This is a genomic window from Dehalococcoidia bacterium, assembly GCA_041649635.1.
Taxonomy (GTDB): domain Bacteria; phylum Chloroflexota; class Dehalococcoidia; order E44-bin15; family E44-bin15; genus JAYEHL01.
In genome coordinates this window covers 729497-747437 of the sequence record JBAZMV010000001.1, presented here as the reverse complement: position 1 = coordinate 747437, position 17941 = coordinate 729497, and the positions used below count along the sequence as shown (strand labels likewise).

Annotated in this window: 18 protein-coding genes; 1 reads left to right on the top strand and 17 read right to left on the bottom strand. The window is 54.0% G+C overall.

Annotation, left to right across the window (positions count from 1 at the left end; all coding sequences use genetic code 11):
* The 7 genes from WC562_03670 to WC562_03640 form a co-directional block, all read right to left on the bottom strand.
* On the bottom strand, positions 1–780 hold the full coding sequence (locus WC562_03670; GenBank protein ID MFA5055258.1) for a glucose 1-dehydrogenase: 780 nt from the start codon (positions 778–780) through the stop codon (positions 1–3).
* A gap of 24 nt (positions 781–804) precedes the next feature.
* The gene (locus WC562_03665) at positions 805–3243 is read right to left on the bottom strand and encodes a CoA transferase (protein MFA5055257.1); all 2439 of its coding nucleotides are present in this window, start codon (positions 3241–3243) and stop codon (positions 805–807) included.
* A gap of 46 nt (positions 3244–3289) precedes the next feature.
* Positions 3290–3892 (bottom strand): TetR/AcrR family transcriptional regulator, encoded by a 603-nt coding sequence (locus tag WC562_03660; protein MFA5055256.1) that lies wholly within the window; start codon positions 3890–3892, stop codon positions 3290–3292.
* A gap of 25 nt (positions 3893–3917) precedes the next feature.
* Positions 3918–5252, bottom strand: coding sequence for a CoA transferase (locus WC562_03655; protein ID MFA5055255.1), 1335 nt, complete (start codon positions 5250–5252; stop codon positions 3918–3920).
* Positions 5253–5278: 26 nt separating this feature from the next.
* On the bottom strand, positions 5279–6481 hold the full coding sequence (locus WC562_03650) for a CoA transferase (protein ID MFA5055254.1): 1203 nt from the start codon (positions 6479–6481) through the stop codon (positions 5279–5281).
* Positions 6482–6673: 192 nt separating this feature from the next.
* Positions 6674–7477, bottom strand: a complete 804-nt coding sequence (locus tag WC562_03645; GenBank protein MFA5055253.1) for a glucose 1-dehydrogenase — start codon at positions 7475–7477, stop codon at positions 6674–6676.
* 18 nt (positions 7478–7495) lie between these two features.
* Entirely contained in the window at positions 7496–8002 is a 507-nt protein-coding gene (locus tag WC562_03640) for a gamma carbonic anhydrase family protein (protein MFA5055252.1), read from the bottom strand.
* Between the two features lie 385 nt (positions 8003–8387).
* On the opposite strand from WC562_03640, the gene WC562_03635 reads away from it, so the two are divergent.
* Positions 8388–9146 carry an HAD hydrolase family protein gene (locus WC562_03635; GenBank protein MFA5055251.1) on the top strand — a complete coding sequence of 253 codons (759 nt, stop codon included), beginning with the start codon at positions 8388–8390 and terminating at the stop codon, positions 9144–9146.
* A gap of 97 nt (positions 9147–9243) precedes the next feature.
* Here the strand turns inward: WC562_03635 and WC562_03630 are convergent, their stop codons facing one another.
* The 10 genes from WC562_03630 to WC562_03585 all read right to left on the bottom strand — a co-directional run bounded on the left by WC562_03630 (position 9244) and on the right by WC562_03585 (position 17875).
* The gene (locus WC562_03630; protein MFA5055250.1) at positions 9244–9750 is read right to left on the bottom strand and encodes a gamma carbonic anhydrase family protein; all 507 of its coding nucleotides are present in this window, start codon (positions 9748–9750) and stop codon (positions 9244–9246) included.
* A gap of 216 nt (positions 9751–9966) precedes the next feature.
* Complete coding sequence (locus WC562_03625; protein MFA5055249.1) at positions 9967–10527, bottom strand: manganese efflux pump MntP family protein; 561 nt, start codon at positions 10525–10527, stop codon at positions 9967–9969.
* A gap of 87 nt (positions 10528–10614) precedes the next feature.
* Complete coding sequence (locus tag WC562_03620; protein MFA5055248.1) at positions 10615–11361, bottom strand: DUF2807 domain-containing protein; 747 nt, start codon at positions 11359–11361, stop codon at positions 10615–10617.
* Positions 11362–11428: 67 nt separating this feature from the next.
* Entirely contained in the window at positions 11429–13384 is a 1956-nt protein-coding gene (locus WC562_03615; GenBank protein MFA5055247.1) for an FAD-dependent oxidoreductase, read from the bottom strand.
* A gap of 204 nt (positions 13385–13588) precedes the next feature.
* Positions 13589–14038, bottom strand: coding sequence for a hypothetical protein (locus WC562_03610; GenBank protein MFA5055246.1), 450 nt, complete (start codon positions 14036–14038; stop codon positions 13589–13591).
* A gap of 108 nt (positions 14039–14146) precedes the next feature.
* The gene (locus WC562_03605) at positions 14147–15280 is read right to left on the bottom strand and encodes a HAMP domain-containing sensor histidine kinase (protein MFA5055245.1); all 1134 of its coding nucleotides are present in this window, start codon (positions 15278–15280) and stop codon (positions 14147–14149) included.
* Positions 15277–15939 carry a response regulator transcription factor gene (locus WC562_03600; GenBank protein MFA5055244.1) on the bottom strand — a complete coding sequence of 221 codons (663 nt, stop codon included), beginning with the start codon at positions 15937–15939 and terminating at the stop codon, positions 15277–15279. Before WC562_03600 ends, WC562_03605 begins: the two co-directional genes overlap by 4 nt.
* Positions 15940–16195: 256 nt before the next feature.
* A complete protein-coding gene (locus WC562_03595) occupies positions 16196–16849 on the bottom strand; it encodes a hypothetical protein (protein ID MFA5055243.1) in 654 nt (217 codons plus the stop codon).
* An 11-nt stretch (positions 16850–16860) separates the two neighbouring features.
* Positions 16861–17103 carry a hypothetical protein gene (locus WC562_03590; protein MFA5055242.1) on the bottom strand — a complete coding sequence of 81 codons (243 nt, stop codon included), beginning with the start codon at positions 17101–17103 and terminating at the stop codon, positions 16861–16863.
* Between the two features lies 1 nt (position 17104).
* Positions 17105–17875 (bottom strand): TIGR04255 family protein, encoded by a 771-nt coding sequence (locus WC562_03585; GenBank protein ID MFA5055241.1) that lies wholly within the window; start codon positions 17873–17875, stop codon positions 17105–17107.
* Between the last annotated feature and the right edge of the window lie 66 nt (positions 17876–17941).

Sequence of the window (17941 nt, the reverse complement as noted above, 5' to 3'; positions counted from 1 at the left end):
CTATGTCGAGGGCTTGGGTTTTCTTACCGGCAAATTCACCTCGGCGGTCCATCCGCCGTCAACAGCTATGGCCGCTCCATGTATGTAAGATGACTCGTCGCCGGCGAGGAATAGGGCCGCTTGCGCGATCTCCTTTGGCTGTCCCGGACGTCCCGCTGCCAGGGCCTCCGTCTTCAGGAAAGGAATGTATCCCGATGCCATCGGCGTTTCAATGACGCCCGGGCAGATGCAGTTCACACGTATGTTCTTCTTACCGTACTCTATTGCCAGCACCTTCGTCAGCATGATGACCCCGGCCTTTGAGGTGCAGTAGGCCCCGCCCGTGATGCTGCCCCCCACGCCTTGCGCCGACGCGGTGTTTATGATGGCCCCGCCGCCCTGTTTCAGCATTATAGGTATGGCCAGCCTGGCGGCGCGGAAGACGCTCTTGAGATTTATGTCCATCACCTTGTCCCATTCCTCCTCGGATAGGTCGACAGTGAAGCCGCCTCTGGCGCCCTGTATGCCGGCGTTGTTGAACAGGACGTCCAGCCGCCCGAATTCCTTCATCGTCGCATCTATCATTCCCTCGATATCGGACAATTTGGAAACATCGGCTTTGACGTAGACGGCTGTGCCGCCCGCCTCCTCGATGAGTTTCGCTGTCTCTTTTCCTTTTCCCGCATCGTAATCGGCCACGACGACCCTGGCTCCCTCCTCGGCGAACAGCAAGGCTGACTCGCGGCCGATCCCGCTCGCCGCCCCCGTTATCAAAGCTACTTTACCTTCAAGTCTTCCCATGACGCGGCCTCCTGCTCTTAACTATTATGCCGTGTTCGTCACCATGCCCTTGGGGACGTTGCCTATAACCTCTCTCTTTGCCAGGGCTTCAATCTGTTCCTTGGTCAGTCCCAGCTCGCCGCTCAGCACCTCAATGTTGTGCTGGCCGAGAGTTGGCGCGCCGGACCTATACCCGCCGTAGCCGTATCCCGTCCTGCCGTTTTGCAGCCACGGGAATCTCGGGTACTGCCTCCTGGGGAACGCCGGGTGGGTCAGCACCTGGTGGAATTTGCGCGCTATAAGATTAGGCTCGGTTAACACGCCGGTCGAGTTCAGCAACTTGGCTGCGGGGATGCCCGCGTCCCTGAGCGCTTTCACTGCGTCATCCGCAGCCTGCCCCGCCGTCCATTCAGCTATAAAGCGGTCGAGGTCGTCCTGCCGCATCAGCCTGCCGGCTCGCGAATTTAAGCCGGCACCCTGAGTCCACGAGGGCGAACCTATTAATGATACGAATCGCCTCCACTCATCGTCATCCCTGATCGAAACAGCCGCATATTCGCCGTTCCTGCACCGATATACGCCCTGGGGCGCTATGCTCCCGTCCCTGTTGCCTTTCCGATCCATTGTCCGGCCTGATATGGAATATGCGATTGTCTGCTCGGCAGTGGCGCAGACCAGCGACTCGATTTGCGCCAGCTCGATCAACTGTCCTTCCCCGGTCAGTTCGCGGTGGTGCAGAGCGGCCTGCAGCGCGACCAGTGCGTGCATGCTGTTCATAATATCTACGTATCCGCCAAGGTTTGAGGGATGTTCCCCCGGCCATCCCGTGATCCAGGCTATGCCGCATGCCTGCTCGATGGGAAACGCGAACGCGGCGTAGTCGCGCCACGGCCCTTCCAGCCCGAAGCCCGGCATCCTCAAAAAGATGACATCAGGGTTCAGTTCTTTGATTCTCTTTGTGCCGAGTTTCAAGTTGTCCATAACGCGCGGTGTGTAGTTCTCGATTACTATATCCGCCTTTGCAATAAGCTCTTCGGCGAGTCTTCTGCCCTCGGCGTCGTCTATATTCAGGGTGATATCGCGTTTATTCAAATTGCATGTTTGCCAGGAACCGGCGTGCTCATACCAGTCCGGGCCCTCCTGCGGATATGCGGCGGCATACCGGTACGAGTCCGGACGCTGGATGGACTCGATCTTGAGCACATCCGCCCCGTACGCTCCCAGATAGGCGCCTACCGTTCCGCCCGCCAGATAGGTTCCGAAGTCGATAACTCTAAGCCCGCAGAAGGGATTTTTGTAGCCTCTGTTCCTGTACGATGGCTTCGATTGAGCGACGCGAAGTTTCTTTCCCTTCCAGGGTGATGCGGAATCCGCGTTATGCTTGCCGAGCTTGGGCGCGGGGCTGCGCAAAGATGCAGGGGTTGTCTCCAAACGGTATGGGAAGCTTGGCTGAATGAACTTGCCCCCGGGCTCGCTTATAAAGAAATTACGGGACTTCAGATGCTCCATCTCTAAAAGCTGCTTACCGTTGGCTATCGGCGCTACAGGTATGCGGGCCGCCTGTCCCATCTCTACGATCTCGTTCACGGTGTGCTCCGCGGCCCATGATTCCACTGCCTTGAAGAATCCGGGACTCGATTCGCCGCACCCTACTATGTCCATTCGCTTGTCGATGAACTCGTCCAGACCGGCCAGCCGGCAGAAGTCCTCAAAGTTCTGGGCGCTGAAGTTGTTGATGCCGACCCAGCCGTCCTTGCAGGGCGTGATCCCCGGCGGAAAGAAATGCCGTCCCTCCGGCATGTTCCAGCCCAGAGCTTTCAACTGCTCGACATGGAGCCATGGCGTCACGAGACAGGATAACAGGCACTCCTGCTTGGATATGTCCAGGCATACCGCCTCACCCGAGCGCACCGCGGCCTTGTATGCGGTGAGCGCGCCGCACGCGGCGAACATCCCCGTAACGAACTCGGAGATGCGCCCGCCCCCCGCTACAGGCTCCTGCCCTACTATGTAGTGGCCGCTTATCCACCCGGAGAGCGCCTGGACGATTAGATCCGTCGAGGGCCTGTCGGCATATTCTCCTTCCTGGCCGAAGTCCGAAATCCTTACCAGCGCGATTCCGGGATTGACGGAGCGCAGCCGTTCAGGGCTGAGGCCGCGCTTTTCCAGACCATTGAATCCGAGATCTTCGATTAAAAGGTTGGCGCCTTTTACTATCTTAAGCAGCGATTTGGCATCGGATTGGCTCTCTATATCAAGCGCGATGCTGCGCTTGTTGGCGTTAAGGTAGGAAAACAGGGCTCCTATTGTGGGGTCCGATGGGTCTTCGGGGAACGAGCCCTGCGACCTGAGAGGATCGCCTATGCCGCGCGGTTCTATCTTTATGACGTCCGCGCCAAGGTCGGCGATGAGCTTGCTGGTATATTGTCCGGATATGTTCCGACTGATTTCTACAACTCTGACATCGGCCAAAGCCTCTCTCATATTATTCTCCTTAACTCAAGTTACGGAATTCTGCCCCTCTCGCGATTTATTTCCGAGTAGCCATCGATTTCTGAAACCAGAAAGCGACCCACTGCTTCGCGATTTTATCGGAGTTTATATTATGGCCGGAAAACGAATATTCCAGGAGTATGCCGTCCATCATGCAGATGAGCAGTGTGGCCAGCAACCGTTGGTCTACCTCTCCGGACAGGCCCTTTTCTGCCAAGATGTCTTTCAGCAAAGGCTGGATTATGCCGTCTAGTTGTTTCCTGTTCTGAATGACATGATCTCTAACCGTCGGCTCCCCGGACAAAAGTGTTGCCTTGATGATATTCTTTTCCTTTAAACCCAGATCCAGGTAGTTCTTTATGACTTTGTAGAGCCGTCTGTTCAGGGTTTTCTCCTTTAATGCCTCCGTTAGAGCGGCGTTAATGTCGTTCAGGACTTCATCTAGCACGGCATTATAGATTTCCTCTTTGCTGGGGAAGTGGTAATAAAGGGCTGCCTTGGTTATATCCAGCTTCTCGGCAATATCACTCATGGAAACACCCAGATAGCTCGATTCCGAGAACAGGGCTCGTGCCGTGTCGATGATGTGCTTCCGGGTGTCTTTATGGCCGCTCTTCGGTTGCTTTGTTTTTTTGACCATCTTTCATCCTTCGAAGGCTCTTTTTCTATACCCCGATCAGAGAATCGCCCACGTGCTGTTCCTCCACCAGCTGCTGATATTCTTCATCCGATACCCCGAGTATCTTTTTGTATACGTATTCGTTATGCTGGCCCAGGCAGGGGGCCGGGAAGACCCGACCCGGCGTCTTGCTCATCTTCCATACCGGCCCGGCGTACTTATGTGTCCCGGCTTCCGGATGCTCCAGTTCCACAGCCCAGCCGCGCTCCTTGAGGTGCGGATCGTTCAGCACGTCCTGCGAGTTGAGCACGGCGCCGGCCGGGACGCCCTCTTTCTGCAGCAGGCGCATGACCTCATGCTTATCGTGCCGGCTAGTCCACTCCTCGATGAGCTTGTCCAGTTCGTCGTGGTTCTTCATACGGCTAAGCTGGTCGGCGAATTTCGCGTCGCCGGTCCATGCCGGGTTGCCCATGGCGCGGCACAGGCCGTTCCACTCTTCATTGTTATTTATAGTTATCGCAACCCAGTGATCCTCACCGGTAGTCTTTACCGAGCCGGGCTCAGGTCTGACACCTTTGCACATGTAGCATCCCTGAATCGCCCACAGGTCGCGGTTGCCGATGGCGTCGTGCAGACGCCCGTTCATGGCGTAGTCCATCGCGTAGTAGGCCAGATGGCTGATGAAGTTCTCGGAAAGGCCTATCTCCACCATGGTTCCCTCACCCGTTTTGCGGCGTCGGCGCAGGCCCAGCATCACGGCGAACAGGGCTGCCGCTCCCGCGCTGGCGTCCGCCAGAAAAGAGTGGCTCTGATGGAACATGTTCTCGTTGTCGTACCAGCGGAGCGCGCTGTGTCCCGCCGCAGACTCCAGCGTCATGCCGAAACCGGAGTAGTCGCGATAGGGCCCGGAGAACCCGTAGCCCGAAGAGCGAACGTATATCATACGGGGATTGACCTCGTGTATCTTCTCCCAGGTGATGCCCATCTTCTCCATAACGCCGGGGGCGTTGTTCTCTATAAACACATCGGATAGCGCAACTAGCTTGTAGAAGATTTCCAATCCCTTGGACCTGGTGATGTCCGCCGTCATGCTCAACCTGCTGCGGTACAGCGCATTGAACATGGCATACCGGTTCCAGGGCTTCTCTCCGGGGTCGAGGTCGGGATAGCCCTTGCCCAGCGTGCCGAGGAAGGGCAGGAACTCCTTGGCCGGCTTGGGCAGGCCGCCGTGGCGCACGATGCGCGGGGCGTATTGAAGAGACTCCATGCGTATCACCTCGGCGCCCATCTCCCCCAGCATAGCCCCGGTCCAGGGCAGGGCCCAGACTATGCCCATATCGATAACGCGTATACCTTCCAGCGGCAGTTTATTCGTGTTCATGTCTCTTTATTCCTCCTGCCATAGATTTAGACGACACCCATCTGCCTCAGACGCACCAGATCCTGTTTGCTGTAGCCGAGCCTGTCGCACAATATCTCAACGTTGTGCTCGCCCAGGCGCGGCGCAGGCGTTTTAATCGCCCACGGCATGTCATCATTGAGGAAAGGCCGGCCCGGGTATTTGAATTTTCCCGCCAGCGGACTATCGATATCGGTGAAAACCCCTCTCTCGTTGAAGTGCTTGTCGTTGTAAACATCCTCCATTGTATTCAGTGGGGCGATGTTAAGTCCCAGGGGCCCTGCTTTCTGCAGCAGCTCTGCTTTCGTGTAATCTGCCAGCCAGTTAATAAAAGTGCTGTCGAACTCATCCTTTCTCGATGAGTCGTAAACGTTGGGGAACTGTTCCAGCAGTTCCGGCATGTTCATCAGTTTGTTGCACAGCACCGGGAAGTCAGCCTGAAGAACCAGCGCGAATATCCAGCCGTCCTTGCACGGATAGTTGCCGAAAGGGATCATGCCGAAGCCCGTAATCTCCCGCGGCGGTATCTCGTGAACATACTGATAAATGAGATGGTGCGCCAGCTGGAAGTTGGCATTTGATTGCAGTACTTCCATCATGGAGAAATCTATCTGCTGACCGATGTTCTGCACCTCGGCAGTCCACAAGCCCGCCAGCGTAGCTCCGGCAGCGACGTAGCCGAGGTGGATTGGGATGACGCCGAAGGCGTACTTCACCGGCCCGCCTTCCGGATCGCCGGCGACGTACATCGGGCCGCCGAGTGCGAAAAGGACGATATCCGTGGCCTTGAAATCGCGATAGGGACCGGTCTGCCCGAAGGTCGATATCGAGGTCATAACCAGGTTGGGGTTGATCTTTTCGAGCTCTTTATAGCCCAGCCCGAAGCGTTCCATAGTGCCCGGCCTGAAGCTCTCAACCACGATCTGCGCATCCCTGGCCAGGTCTTTTGCGATCCTCCTGCCGATGTCCGACTTCAAATCAAGCGTTACGCTCTTCTTGTTCGTGTTAAGAAACAGGAAGAGCCCGCTCTTCTCGGGGTCGGGATCATCGTTGGGGAAGGGGCCGTATCTTCGCGTGCGGTCGCCGGTGCCGGGCCTCTCGATCTTTATCACCTCGGCTCCGTAGTCCGCCAGCATCTTGGTGCAGAACGGCCCTGCCAGATCCTGCGTAAAATCAAGGACTACAACGTCGGAAAGTACCTGCTCCTTCATATGCGCCTCCGATAGCGTTTTTCCCTTAAGCAACCGGGATATGATCGGGACTTTTGTCGCTTAAAATAAACTCAACTTACTTACCGTTCGGTAAGTATATTATATAAAAAAATAGAGATTTGTCAAGCATTTTAAGCGGAAGATTAGCTGAAGTATTCTTTTACAGGCCTGACGTGTCGGCAGATTTATGTATTAACCTATTCTCTTCCACCCGCGCCCGAGCAGCAGCCCGCCGTCTACGAAGAGGAGGGCGCCCGTGATGTAGTCGGCGGCGTCCGAGGCCATGAAGAGAACGGTCTTGGCGATGTCGTCCGGCGTGCCCAGCCGTCCAAGGGGTATGCGGCCTGTAATCGCATCCGGTTTCCATCCGCCCATGGCAGCCGAAAGGCCCGGCGTATCGGTCATGCCCGGGGCGATGGCGTTGACGTTTATCTTATGCTCGGCAAGCTCCTTGGCCAGCCCGCGCGTGAAGTTGATCACGGCGCCCTTGGAGGCATGGTAATGGACGCGTCCGGCGGTAAGGGGGAACTCGCCCTCGATGGAGGCTATGTTGACTATCTTCCCACCGTTTCCCTGCTTGACCATCTGTCTGGCCACTGCCTGACAGCAGAGGAACATGCCCTTGATGTTTATATTCTGCACCTGGTCCCATTGCTCCTCCGTCAGGTCGAAGAAGTTATAGTAGGGGAATATGGCGGCGTTATTTACCAGTATGTCTATCCTGCCGAATTTATCCAGGGCGCTCTGGACCAGCCTGTTGACGTCGGCGGCTTTACTTACGTCACCGATAACGGCCAGACCCTTTTGCCCGATCGTTTCGATATCCTTGACCACCTTATCAAGGTCGGACTGCGTGCGGCTCATGACAACCACATCGGCCCCGGCGTCCGCGAGCCATGTGGCGATGCCCACCCCAACGCCCTTGCCGCCTCCCGTGACTATGGCCACCTTACCGGTGAAGTCGAAGAGCTCCTGAATCCTGCTTTCCTTGCACATTGAAAGAACCTCCCGTGATTATAGTCCCTGTTCCTTGTATTCCTTAGACATCTTTACATAGATATCGACGCTTTGCTTTGTAATCGCTATGCGCTCGTCCGAGACCTCACCTTTTACCTTGGCCGGCACGCCGACGACGAAGGTGCGGTCGGGTATCTTCATGCTGGGGGGAACCAGGGCATGGGCTCCTACGACGCAGCCTTTGCCGATCTCGGCGTATTCGGATAACGTGGCGTGGTTGCCTATGAGCGTCGTGTTGCCGATGCTTGCGCAGTGGACGACCACGTTGTGCCCGATGTGCACGTTATCGCCTACGGTCATGGGGAAGCCGGTGTGCACCGTGCAGTTGTCCTCGATCTGAGTGTTCTCGCCGATGGTGATTTTCGCATGGTCGCCGCGTATAACGGTGCCGGGCCACACACTGGAGTTCTCACCGATCTCCACGTCCCCTACGATGTAAGCCTGCTCGCTTATGAAGGCGGATGCGGCTATCTTTGGCGTTTTCCCGTTGAATGGTTTTATCATCGAACCTCTTGACCGAGTTATAGAATATCGTAACAGGCCGACATATTCAAGTCGCGCTATCATTACTTGACAGAAATATGCCGATATGTTATTTTTTAACTCCCGTCACGTATAGCTGTCATGGACCGGTGTTGATTCTTAATGGAGGCAGTGTTATGAGTAATTGGAAGAAGGTCGTACTTTTACTCTCCATCATCTGGGCGGTTGTTATGGTCATAGTAATAGTAATCAAGTTCGTACCGGCATGAACTTCTGTAACGTCGTCTCAGTCCAAATTATTCAAGAATCTCTGTAGTTGATTCCTGTCTTTCCCTCCATGTCTTTCTTCGTGTTTTCTCATGTTCGTTGACCGCTTGCCATCTCATAGTTTAATCTGTGTAATGTCATGTCCAAATCATATCTGCAAATCGATTCCGGTTTGGCTGGCGATATCCGTCTCATAATGACCGATGTCGACGGCACGATTACTGACCTGGCCGGGCGCATAGAATCCATCGCCGGGGAAGCGATAAGGGCTCTGCTGGCGCGCGGTATAACGGTCGGCTTTGTCTCGGGGCGCACGCTGCCCAGGCTGGAGGCTCCGGCCATAAATATCGGCATCAACGGCCCGATAATAGGGGAGAACGGCGGCATCGCCAAGATGCGCCCGGATGAAGTACTGCTCGATCTGGGCTATTCGCGCGAGCCTGCGTTGAGGGATTTAGAGCGTTTGAAGAAAGCCTTTCCCAAAGCGATCGAGTCGACGGAGGACGATGCTGACCGTCTGATCGATGTCGGATTCAAGGCACCGGGTCTGGATACTGTCGAGCTGAGGAAGAATATAAGGGAATCGGAGCTTCTCGACTCGGGCTATATGCTGCACCTGCTGCAGAAGGGCGTCAGCAAGGGTGGGACGCTGAAGAGAATACTGGGCCTGATCGACGGCGAACTGTCGCCTGAGCAGGTTCTAGTCGTTGGCGATTCGCTTACCGACATGACCCTGTTCCAGAATTTCCCCCACAGTGTTTATATCCGTAACAATAGGTTGTCTGCCGTCGATGGAAACTTAATGGAGGAAACCGCCGAATACGCAAGCGATCTGGAGTTCGGTCCGGGTTTCGCGCAGGTGGCGGAGCATATCTTGAGGTTGCGGGGGAGAGTCTGATTTCCAAACCCTCGGTTGTCGTCGGATAGGGGGTAGGGTTTGCCTTAACCGAATAGGAAGGGCGCAGCGAGCAGCGCCCCTACAATAAACCCTGTTGCTAAATCCCTTCCTCCTTGAACTCCATGGCCATTATGATATTCTTGAGCAATGCCAGGCGGATTATCTCATCCCTTTCCGGCGGCACCTTTCCCGTTATCTTAACCGGGACGCCGTAGGCAAACGAGTGTTCCGGAACCTTCATGCCCATGTTGACCATGGCGTTGGCGCCGACGACGCTGCCCTCCCCGATCTCGGAATAATCGAGAAGCGTGGCGTGGTTGCCTATGAGTACGTTGTCGCCTATCTTTGCACAGTGCACCACCACGTTGTGCCCGATGAGCACCTTCTCGCCGATGGACATGGGCACGTCGCCGTGTACGGTGCAGTTGTCCTCTATCTGTGTGTACTTTCCGATAGTTATTTTTGCGTGGTCGGCTCGAACCACCGTACCCGGCCATATCCCGGCCATCTCGCCTATCTCCACGTCGCCGATTATCTCGGCCGTCTCGGCTATGTAAGCGGTGGGATGAATCCTGGGTGTAACGCCTCTAAAGGATTTAATCATTGTCGTCCTTTCATTAACCCAGGTAAAAGGATAGCGGAACGGCCTTGCTGGCGCAATAGGATGGGATGAGCGCTAATTTCCAAACCCCCCTATAAGTCCCCCATACTTTGGGGGACTTTAAAAATCTGGGGGACACCCCCAGTTCCCCCGGCAGGAGAGTTCTCTCCTGCACTTCTTTTTATAGAAACCAAAAATTATATCGAGAGGGATCGAAGACTACTCCGCCATGTGCTCGACCACTATCTTAATGCCGATACCGATGAGCACGAGGCCGCCGACCAGGACCGCTTTCTTTCCCAGCACCCTGCTCAGCGCTCTGCCGAAGACCATCCCCACAGCAGTAATCATAAAACATACGATGCCGATGACGGCGCCGGCGTAGTAAATATTTACGTCGAAGAAGGCGAAGCTTACGCCTACAGCCAGTGCGTCGATGCTGGTGGCGATCGACAATATTAATAGCGGCCAGCCTTTTGTCGGGTCCTTAAGGCGCTCTTTGTCATCCTTATCGAAATATTCTTTAATCATCCGTATCCCGACTATGGCGAGGAGGCCGAAGGCGATCCAGTGATCATAGTCAGAGATGTACGACACCACCGTTCTGCCGAGAAGCCAGCCGAGGACGGGCATGAAGAACTGGAACAGGCCGAAGGCGGTTGCAAGGCGAAGTACGGCAAGTTTGGAATGATGTCTGCCGGCGGCGCCGAGGGCGGTGGCCACCGAGAAGGCGTCCATGCTCAGGGCCAGGGCTATAAGGAATATAGAGATAAAGCTCATATATCTGCTCGATGGCGGTTTACTTATGCGTCCGGGGTCTATTATAGCTTATTGGCTACCGACGATGCGAAAAGCGGGAACGAGGCTTCATTCCTGGCGCAGGATGGAGCCTGTGCTGACGCTTGTGTTACCCATAGCGGGGGTGCCGAAATACCTGAGGTCGGAGGCGCCGTTGAGCATGGCATCAAGCCTGCCGTCGAGTTTTATCATACACCGGCTCAGTCGATACATTTTGATACTGACATCGTGGGTCTGGAATCCGGAGAGGTCGGCAGTGCTGCCGTGGTTGATTGTTGCCGTGGTATTGCCGGCCGATCCGGAGAGCTTAATCACACTATTGTCGGATAACACTATATCGGCATCGCCGGCGGCATCGATAACGCCCGAGAGCGCACTGGTTCCTCTTACTTTGAGGAGAATATGTTTACATGTCCCGTTGAATTCGGCCTGGCTGGAGTCTGAAACTTCTATCATGGCGTCACCGGTCTTTAAATCACCGCTAAAAACGCTGGCACGAGACAGCGTTAGCTTGAACTCATCGGAGGAACTGAAACCGGCAACGCTGGTGCTGCTATTATCGTTAATCACCAGTTCATGCAGACTCGGCATGCCTATTTTTGCGCGAGCCCGGCTCAATTGAAAGAAGAATCCAACCAGGAACCAGTACCATGGGCGGCTGAAGGTGAGGGCTTCTCCCTTCTTGCGTATACTTACTGGAGACAACGGCCCCGTTTCCACGTCGATGCTGAATGAGTCCGATCTCACTATCTCGGCGTCTATGGCGGTTCTTACCTTGACGTGGGAATATCCGCTTAAATTGTTCCTTTTAGCCATATGTAATCCTTATATGCGATTTAAGCCTACTTCGGTCGGAATGTAAAGAGAATATTCGATCGGATTCCTAAATCAGGCGTCCGACCTCCGCTCCCTCCGCTACGGCCTCCAGTGCCAGCCGTGGTTCCTTGGCGTCGCCGATGACATAGACCTCGGGCACTTTGCCCTCGATGGCTTTGCTCAGCGTATCCACCGACTTGGTGCCGCAGGCGATAATAACGTGGTCGATTCCTTCGATCGTCTCCTCTTTGCCGTCGCGTGTGATGATTGCTCCGTCTTCGAGGATTTGCTTCACCGTCGCCGATGTCAGCCACTTGACGCCCTTTTCCCTCAGCCGCGGTATCAGCAGCATGCGGCTCATCTCAACCTCGTCCAGGGCGATATCGGTCAGCATCTCGATTATGGTCACGGCCGTTGCCGACCCCGCGGACCCGTCCCCCAGGTCGGCTATCAGGTCTGCTACCTCGCATCCCACCAGCCCGCCGCCGATGACGAGCACCTTGCCCTTGGGGCGCGGCGCGCCGCCTAGCACGGCGTGGGAGGAGATGACTTTGGGGCCGTCTATCCCGGGGATGGGGGGTGTGGCGCACTCGCCGCCCGTAGCTACTACTACAACGTCCGGCTTCTCGGCGGCGATGAGCTCAGGCGTCGCCTCCGTATTTAGCTCGACCTTCACCCCCAGCTTCTTCACCTGTGTCGAAAGGTAACTGATCCACATGGCCAGCTCCTGCCGCATCGGAGCCACGCAGGCGATGTTGAGCTGGCCGCCCAGCTTGGCCTGCTTCTCATACAGCGTCACTTTGTGACCGCGCAGGGCGGCGACGCGCGCCGCCTCCAGGCCGCCCGGCCCGCCGCCGGCCACGAGAACCCTTTTCGCTTTATCAGCGGGAACTATGGCCATCTCTACCTCGCGGCCTACGGTGGGATTTATCACGCAGGTCATGGACTTCAGCTTCATGATCTGCTGCACACAGCCTATAGAGCAGCTGGTGCACGGGGCGATATCTTCGAACCGGCCCTCTTTCGCCTTGTTGGGCAGCTCGGGATCGGCGATGAGGGCGCGGCCCATGACCACCATGTCGGCAAGGCCTCTGCTTACGATATCGTCGGCGAACTTCGGATCGTTGATGCGGGCCACGGTCAATACGGGCACGTCGACGACCTGCTTAACCGCCGCGGCCGCGTTCACGTTCAATCCGAAGGGCGTGCCCGTTGGCGGGATGATGCGGTAGAACTGCTCCGGCTGTATGCCGCCGGAAACGTGGAAGGCGTCAACTCCAGCCTCGACCAGACGCGGGGCGATGAGCTGTGTGTTGAGGATATCCCTGCCGCCCGGTGTATGCTCGTCCCCCGATATCCTCAATATCACGGGGAAGTCCTTCCCCACCTTCTTCTTGATGTCTTCCATGACCTCAAGAACGAACTTGAGACGGTTGTCGTTCGATCCGCCGTACTCGTCGGTGCGTTTGTTGCGCAGCGGAGAGAGGAACGAGCCGGCCAGCATGTAGGCGTGCGCCGCGTGCAGCTCTATGGCGTCGAAGCCGGCATCCCGTGCCCGGCGTGCCGCATCACCGTACTGCTGAATTAGCTTCTTGATCTCGTCGATGGTGAGCTCGCGTGCCATGTAGCCGCAGGTCTTACTGTAGTGCGCCGAGGGTGCCACGGGCTGGCCGCCGAACAACCAGCAGAAGGTGTCGGCGCCGGGGTGGCTCAGCTGCGGCACCAGCTTGGCGCCATGGGCGTGCACGCGGTCGATGAGCTTCTTGAAATTGGGGATAACGCTGTCGTCCCAGAAACCCATGCTGGCCAGCAGGTACTGCTGGTTCTTATCGACGACGAAGGTTTCCGTTATTATCATGCCCACCCCCCCTGCGGCGCGGGCCTCGAAGTAATCGATGAGCTTATCGCAGACCGTGCCGTCGTCGGCCGACCAGTTGGGTGTTATGGGGGCCATGGCGATGCGGTTCCTGACCTCCATCTTGCCGATCTTGATGGGACTGAATAGCTTCTTCAACGGGCTCATCGTTCCTCCTCTAAGTCGAAATGATTATCAGCGTGTGGGATGGGATGTGTAATAAGAAGTCGTGTTCAGGTTAGGTAACTATAATATCTGGAGAATATGATTGTCAATTAGTTACGGGATGCGTACACGTGATTTTTTAGCAAAATAAATAGGGGCTTTAAGCCCCTATTTAACGGGTTAGTTCGATTGCGAGGTCTGAGTTTTTTATTCGGTTTCTTCAGTCTCGTCAGCAGGCGGCTGGCCGAAACCAAAACCACCCATTCCGCGTCCCCGTTCCATGAACTGATTCTGCTCTCCGAGCGGGCCCAAGCCTTCGAGACAATCCGGTTTGCTGTCCCACCACCCCTGAATCTCAGCGGCCTCCTCCTCGGTGATCAGGCCGTTCTGCACGGCGTTCTGCAGGCGCTCCTGATGTCTTTCCTGCATCATCTCCTGAGTCGCCTGCCGGAATGCGTTCCCCAGGGTCTCTTCGTCGATGCCGAGTATCTCGGCAGCTCTGGTCATGATTTGCTGACCCGGCCTCTGCTCGTCAGTGATGACTGTTCCTGTCGGCGTCGCATCCGGGCTGTCCGCGGCCACCGCGGCCGGGATGCCCACCGCCAGCGCGGCGACGAGTGCCATTGAAAGCGGTCCGTATATAAGTAATTTCTTCATGGCCGTTGCCTCCTTTCCTATTTGAGTTCATGTTAGCATAGGGATGGTAAAACCACGGTAAAGAAAAAAGGGGCCCAAGCCCCTTCGATAATTATTGTCGATTGAATCTCAGCCCGTCTTGCTCCGTGGCAGTACGACGCGGAACGCGCTTCCCTCGCCCGGAGCGCTCTCAACCGACACCGTGCCGCCGTGCTCCTCAACGATCTTCTTAACTATAGCGAGGCCCAGCCCGCTGCCGCCCTGGGCGCGCGACCTTGACTTGTCGACGCGATAGAATCGTTCAAAGATGCGCTGCTGGTCTGTCTGGGAGATGCCGATTCCATTATCCTTGATTTCGATAATGACATGGCCGTCGTCCGAGCGGGTTGATATTTTGACCTCGCCGCCCGGATTACCGTATTTGACAGCATTGTCGATGAGATTGACGAATACCTGTTTCAGATGGAATGCGTCGCCGGAGACCGGGACGCTTTCATCGATCGACTCCAGTTCGAGTTTGATGTTCTTCTCGTCGAACCTGGTTTTGAATTCCTCCGCTATTTCATTCAGGAGAGGCGCCAGGTCGAGGGTTGACCAGTTTGTGTGTATCTGCTCGCTTTCGGACAGCAGAAGCAGCTTTTCGCTCAATGCGCTCATGCGCTCCAGGCTCATCTTCAGGATGTTCTTGAGCCGTTCGTAGTCCTTGATCGTCGCTTTATTGTCCATCTCGAGCACTTCGATGTTGGTCTGTGCGATGGCGATGGGCGTCCTCAGCTCGTGAGAGGCGTCCTGGACGAACTGCTTCTGCGATTCGAATGAGTTCTCCAGACGGCTTAACATCCCGTCGAAAGTATCGGCCAGCCGCTTTATCTCATCGTCAGGACCGGCGTAGTTTATGCGTTCCTTGAGGTTCGTGCTTGAGATGCGCTCGGCCAGCGATGAGACGCGGTCTACGGGCTTCAGCATCTTTCTGGAGAGGAGATATATGCTCGCACCGCCAAGGACGACGAGACAGGAAATACCGACTATCGAGTAGTTGCGCAGCAGGCCTAACTGGGATTCCCTGGCCATGAAGAATATCTCTCTGGGCGATTGTCCGCTGCCGGCGCCCCATTGCGGGAGGTTGGGTGGGGGTTCCACCGATGCCTGGCGCACTCCTATGTTCAAGCCGACGATGAGGAGGATGGTGAGCGATATCAGTATGGCCGAGTACCAGAAGGTCAGCCTGAAGTGTATCGATCTGGTAAAAGCGGGCATTCTCATAGCATATACCCCCTCCCCTTCACCGTAGTTATCATGTCCCCCGCGCCGGCCGCGCCGAGTTTCTTTCGAATATTGTTTATATGCACCTTAATAGTTTGCGTGAACTGATTGGCATCGTCGTTCCATACGTGCTCCAGCAGCTCTTCCTGGCTGACGATGCGCCCGGCGTTTTGCGCCAGGTACTCCAGTATGGAGAATTCTTTTGTGGTGAATTGAATCTCTCTGCCTTGGAAATGCACCCTGAGGTTGTTAGGATCCAGCACCAGCTCGCCCACGCGCAGGATGGTCGGCCTTGGCGTTCCCTCCCTGCGCAGTATGGCGCGCACCCGCGCCAGCAGCTCCGGGAAGTGGAACGGCTTGACCAGGTAGTCGTCGGCGCCCTGGTCAAGACCGAGCACGCGGTCATCGATGCTGGTGCGCGCGGTGAGCATCAGGATCCCGATCGATGACCCTGATGCCCGGACGCGGCGGCAGACTTCCACACCGTCGACTTTTGGAAGGTTCAGGTCGAGCACGATGAGATCGTAGGCGTTTACTTCCAGAATCGTCAGCGCCTCCTCGCCGTCGAGCGCGATGTCGGCGGCGTAGCCCTGCTTCTGCAGTCCCAGGGCTATGGCCTCGGCCAGGTCTTTCTCGTCTTCAACTACCAGTATCCTCATAAGTTCCTCGCCCCGATTATATCATCGCCAAAGTTAAGGATTTGTAAAGACCTTGTAATCATTATTTGATATTCAAAGGCTTTTAACAAGAAGGTATTGTTTTCTGGAATGAAGTGGAAAACGGAAGACTGATTTCGAATCTAAGAGAAGGATAGCGGAATGGGGAGGGGGACGCAAGGGGAAAAAGTAATCGGATGGTAGTTTGTAATTTGTTGTAGATAGTGGGGCCAAGTGCACATGAGGTGTGTATTGGAACTTATTCTGTATTTACGTCATTAGATCTCCAGAAGTAGTATGAAAGTTTCTCACGTAATTCTTTACGAATAGAATCTGAGAGCTGCAAACGTTTTGATTTTAAGATAGGGAGTTCTTCCTTTCCACTTTTTTCGCGTTGTTCTTTTGTTTTTATTAGATCACACTTTAATGTTTGGATGTTCCTAAAATCTATCATATAGTGTTTTATTTCTTGTCTCCGTAGCTCATAAGGACTAAAGAGTTCATTTGGGGCATATACAAAAATATTATACAGAGCATAATTACTTTCTCTTGATTCGATCTCAAGCTTATCATCGGTGGACATTTTCTCCCATTCATCAGGCGGGAAGGCGAGCTTAGGAGTGATCAAGCGATTTATTCTCGTAAAGTCTTCCGTGTAATACTTGTTTCTTAAGAAGTCGCTTCGCAGTTGGATTAGAGGCGTCAGGCTAATCATGTGGTCTTCAATTGAGCAACATGGAGTTAGGACAACGGAATAATTTGGCACCTCTATGTCAATGTGATATTTATGATAGATTTTTCGCTCAAAAGACAGGAATGGCTCTATAATTTTTGTTGAAGGTGAAACATATCCTTCTACTACGTCTCCAAGCCTTAAGAACTGATCTGTACTTTCTCGAGATTCGTAAAACATGTTTAACTTCACTACTCGCGATAGTACTTATCAACATCGATGCTTTGTCTAATATTTAACCTCTGTTTGTGTGATAAGAAGTCTTTATTGACTGTGACTTCAGTGATTTCTATAAACTCGTTACTAGGGCTTACTTTCACCTTTATTTCGTATTTCTCAAAGGGGAAGGAGATTATCTTATAATCTTGCTTAGAGCTTCCAGTAGCGTCTTGTGTAAAGCTGTCATAATCGAAGTTCTTGGTTTCAGTCTCCATATTATTGTTCCTTTGGTATACGCATATAGTCTATAACCGGTGATTTGATAGTTTTTCTCCATTCAGTATCTATAGTTTTGTGCAGTTTATCTGTTACCGTAAGGTATTGCTTCGGTTCTATCCCATGAGTGAAACCATCAAAGTCGAGAATTAAGATATCCTCTCCCTTTGGAGACTTTTGTACGGATTCTATATAGCGCACATAATGGTTCCCTCTTTTTACACAAGTTTTAAAATCCATTTCTAGGGCATCTGATAAATTAAATCTGCCCAAGGGGAAGACTGAGTTATACCATGATTTAAATACTTTCGTGTCTTTTGAAGGGATTGGACATTCATCGACATATCTTAGTCCTATTCTATTGATGGTGGGTAATGAGATTGTCTGAAGAAAATTGTCCATAACCAGTTTTATTATATCTCTGAACTTATTTCCTCCATCCAAATCGTAAGTTTTGTGATAGTTTGAGGAAATATCAAGCGAGCCGCTTTGTATATTAAGTTGATATTTATTGGGTGATTTGAATTGCCAAACCTTCTGTCCAAGAGGTTCTTTCTCGATTTGGCTTTCGACTTCAGCCGGCTTTACCCCTGGCCCAATATCTGCCCATGCAAATATTTTTCTGTGCGAGATAGAAGATTCTGGGAATTCCCTCATGATTTTCAACTGGAAATCGCCGATTTTGTCTTCTAAATAGAATAGGTTAGGGAATCTGATCTGGAAGACGACTTGTTTCACAGTCGAATTGGGGAATATCTCTTTTGGTGCCATGTTACGATACCCCTTTCGCTGCGTAGATATTTGATGCAACAATACTATACAATTCTTACGTCAATG

Coding starts and splice junctions, on each gene's coding strand:
- WC562_03590 (MFA5055242.1), bottom strand. CDS start 17,103: ATGGAGACTGAAACCAAGAACTTCGATTATGACAGCTTTACACAAGAC.
- WC562_03620 (MFA5055248.1), bottom strand. CDS start 11,361: ATGGCTAAAAGGAACAATTTAAGCGGATATTCCCACGTCAAGGTAAGA.
- WC562_03645 (MFA5055253.1), bottom strand. CDS start 7,477: ATGTGCAAGGAAAGCAGGATTCAGGAGCTCTTCGACTTCACCGGTAAG.
- WC562_03670 (MFA5055258.1), bottom strand. CDS start 780: ATGGGAAGACTTGAAGGTAAAGTAGCTTTGATAACGGGGGCGGCGAGC.
- WC562_03625 (MFA5055249.1), bottom strand. CDS start 10,527: ATGAGCTTTATCTCTATATTCCTTATAGCCCTGGCCCTGAGCATGGAC.
- WC562_03605 (MFA5055245.1), bottom strand. CDS start 15,280: ATGAGAATGCCCGCTTTTACCAGATCGATACACTTCAGGCTGACCTTC.
- WC562_03610 (MFA5055246.1), bottom strand. CDS start 14,038: ATGAAGAAATTACTTATATACGGACCGCTTTCAATGGCACTCGTCGCC.
- WC562_03650 (MFA5055254.1), bottom strand. CDS start 6,481: ATGAAGGAGCAGGTACTTTCCGACGTTGTAGTCCTTGATTTTACGCAG.
- WC562_03630 (MFA5055250.1), bottom strand. CDS start 9,750: ATGATTAAATCCTTTAGAGGCGTTACACCCAGGATTCATCCCACCGCT.
- WC562_03635 (MFA5055251.1), top strand. CDS start 8,388: ATGTCCAAATCATATCTGCAAATCGATTCCGGTTTGGCTGGCGATATC.
- WC562_03595 (MFA5055243.1), bottom strand. CDS start 16,849: ATGTTTTACGAATCTCGAGAAAGTACAGATCAGTTCTTAAGGCTTGGA.
- WC562_03615 (MFA5055247.1), bottom strand. CDS start 13,384: ATGAGCCCGTTGAAGAAGCTATTCAGTCCCATCAAGATCGGCAAGATG.
- WC562_03665 (MFA5055257.1), bottom strand. CDS start 3,243: ATGAGAGAGGCTTTGGCCGATGTCAGAGTTGTAGAAATCAGTCGGAAC.
- WC562_03640 (MFA5055252.1), bottom strand. CDS start 8,002: ATGATAAAACCATTCAACGGGAAAACGCCAAAGATAGCCGCATCCGCC.
- WC562_03655 (MFA5055255.1), bottom strand. CDS start 5,252: ATGAACACGAATAAACTGCCGCTGGAAGGTATACGCGTTATCGATATG.
- WC562_03660 (MFA5055256.1), bottom strand. CDS start 3,892: ATGGTCAAAAAAACAAAGCAACCGAAGAGCGGCCATAAAGACACCCGG.
- WC562_03600 (MFA5055244.1), bottom strand. CDS start 15,939: ATGAGGATACTGGTAGTTGAAGACGAGAAAGACCTGGCCGAGGCCATA.
- WC562_03585 (MFA5055241.1), bottom strand. CDS start 17,875: ATGGCACCAAAAGAGATATTCCCCAATTCGACTGTGAAACAAGTCGTC.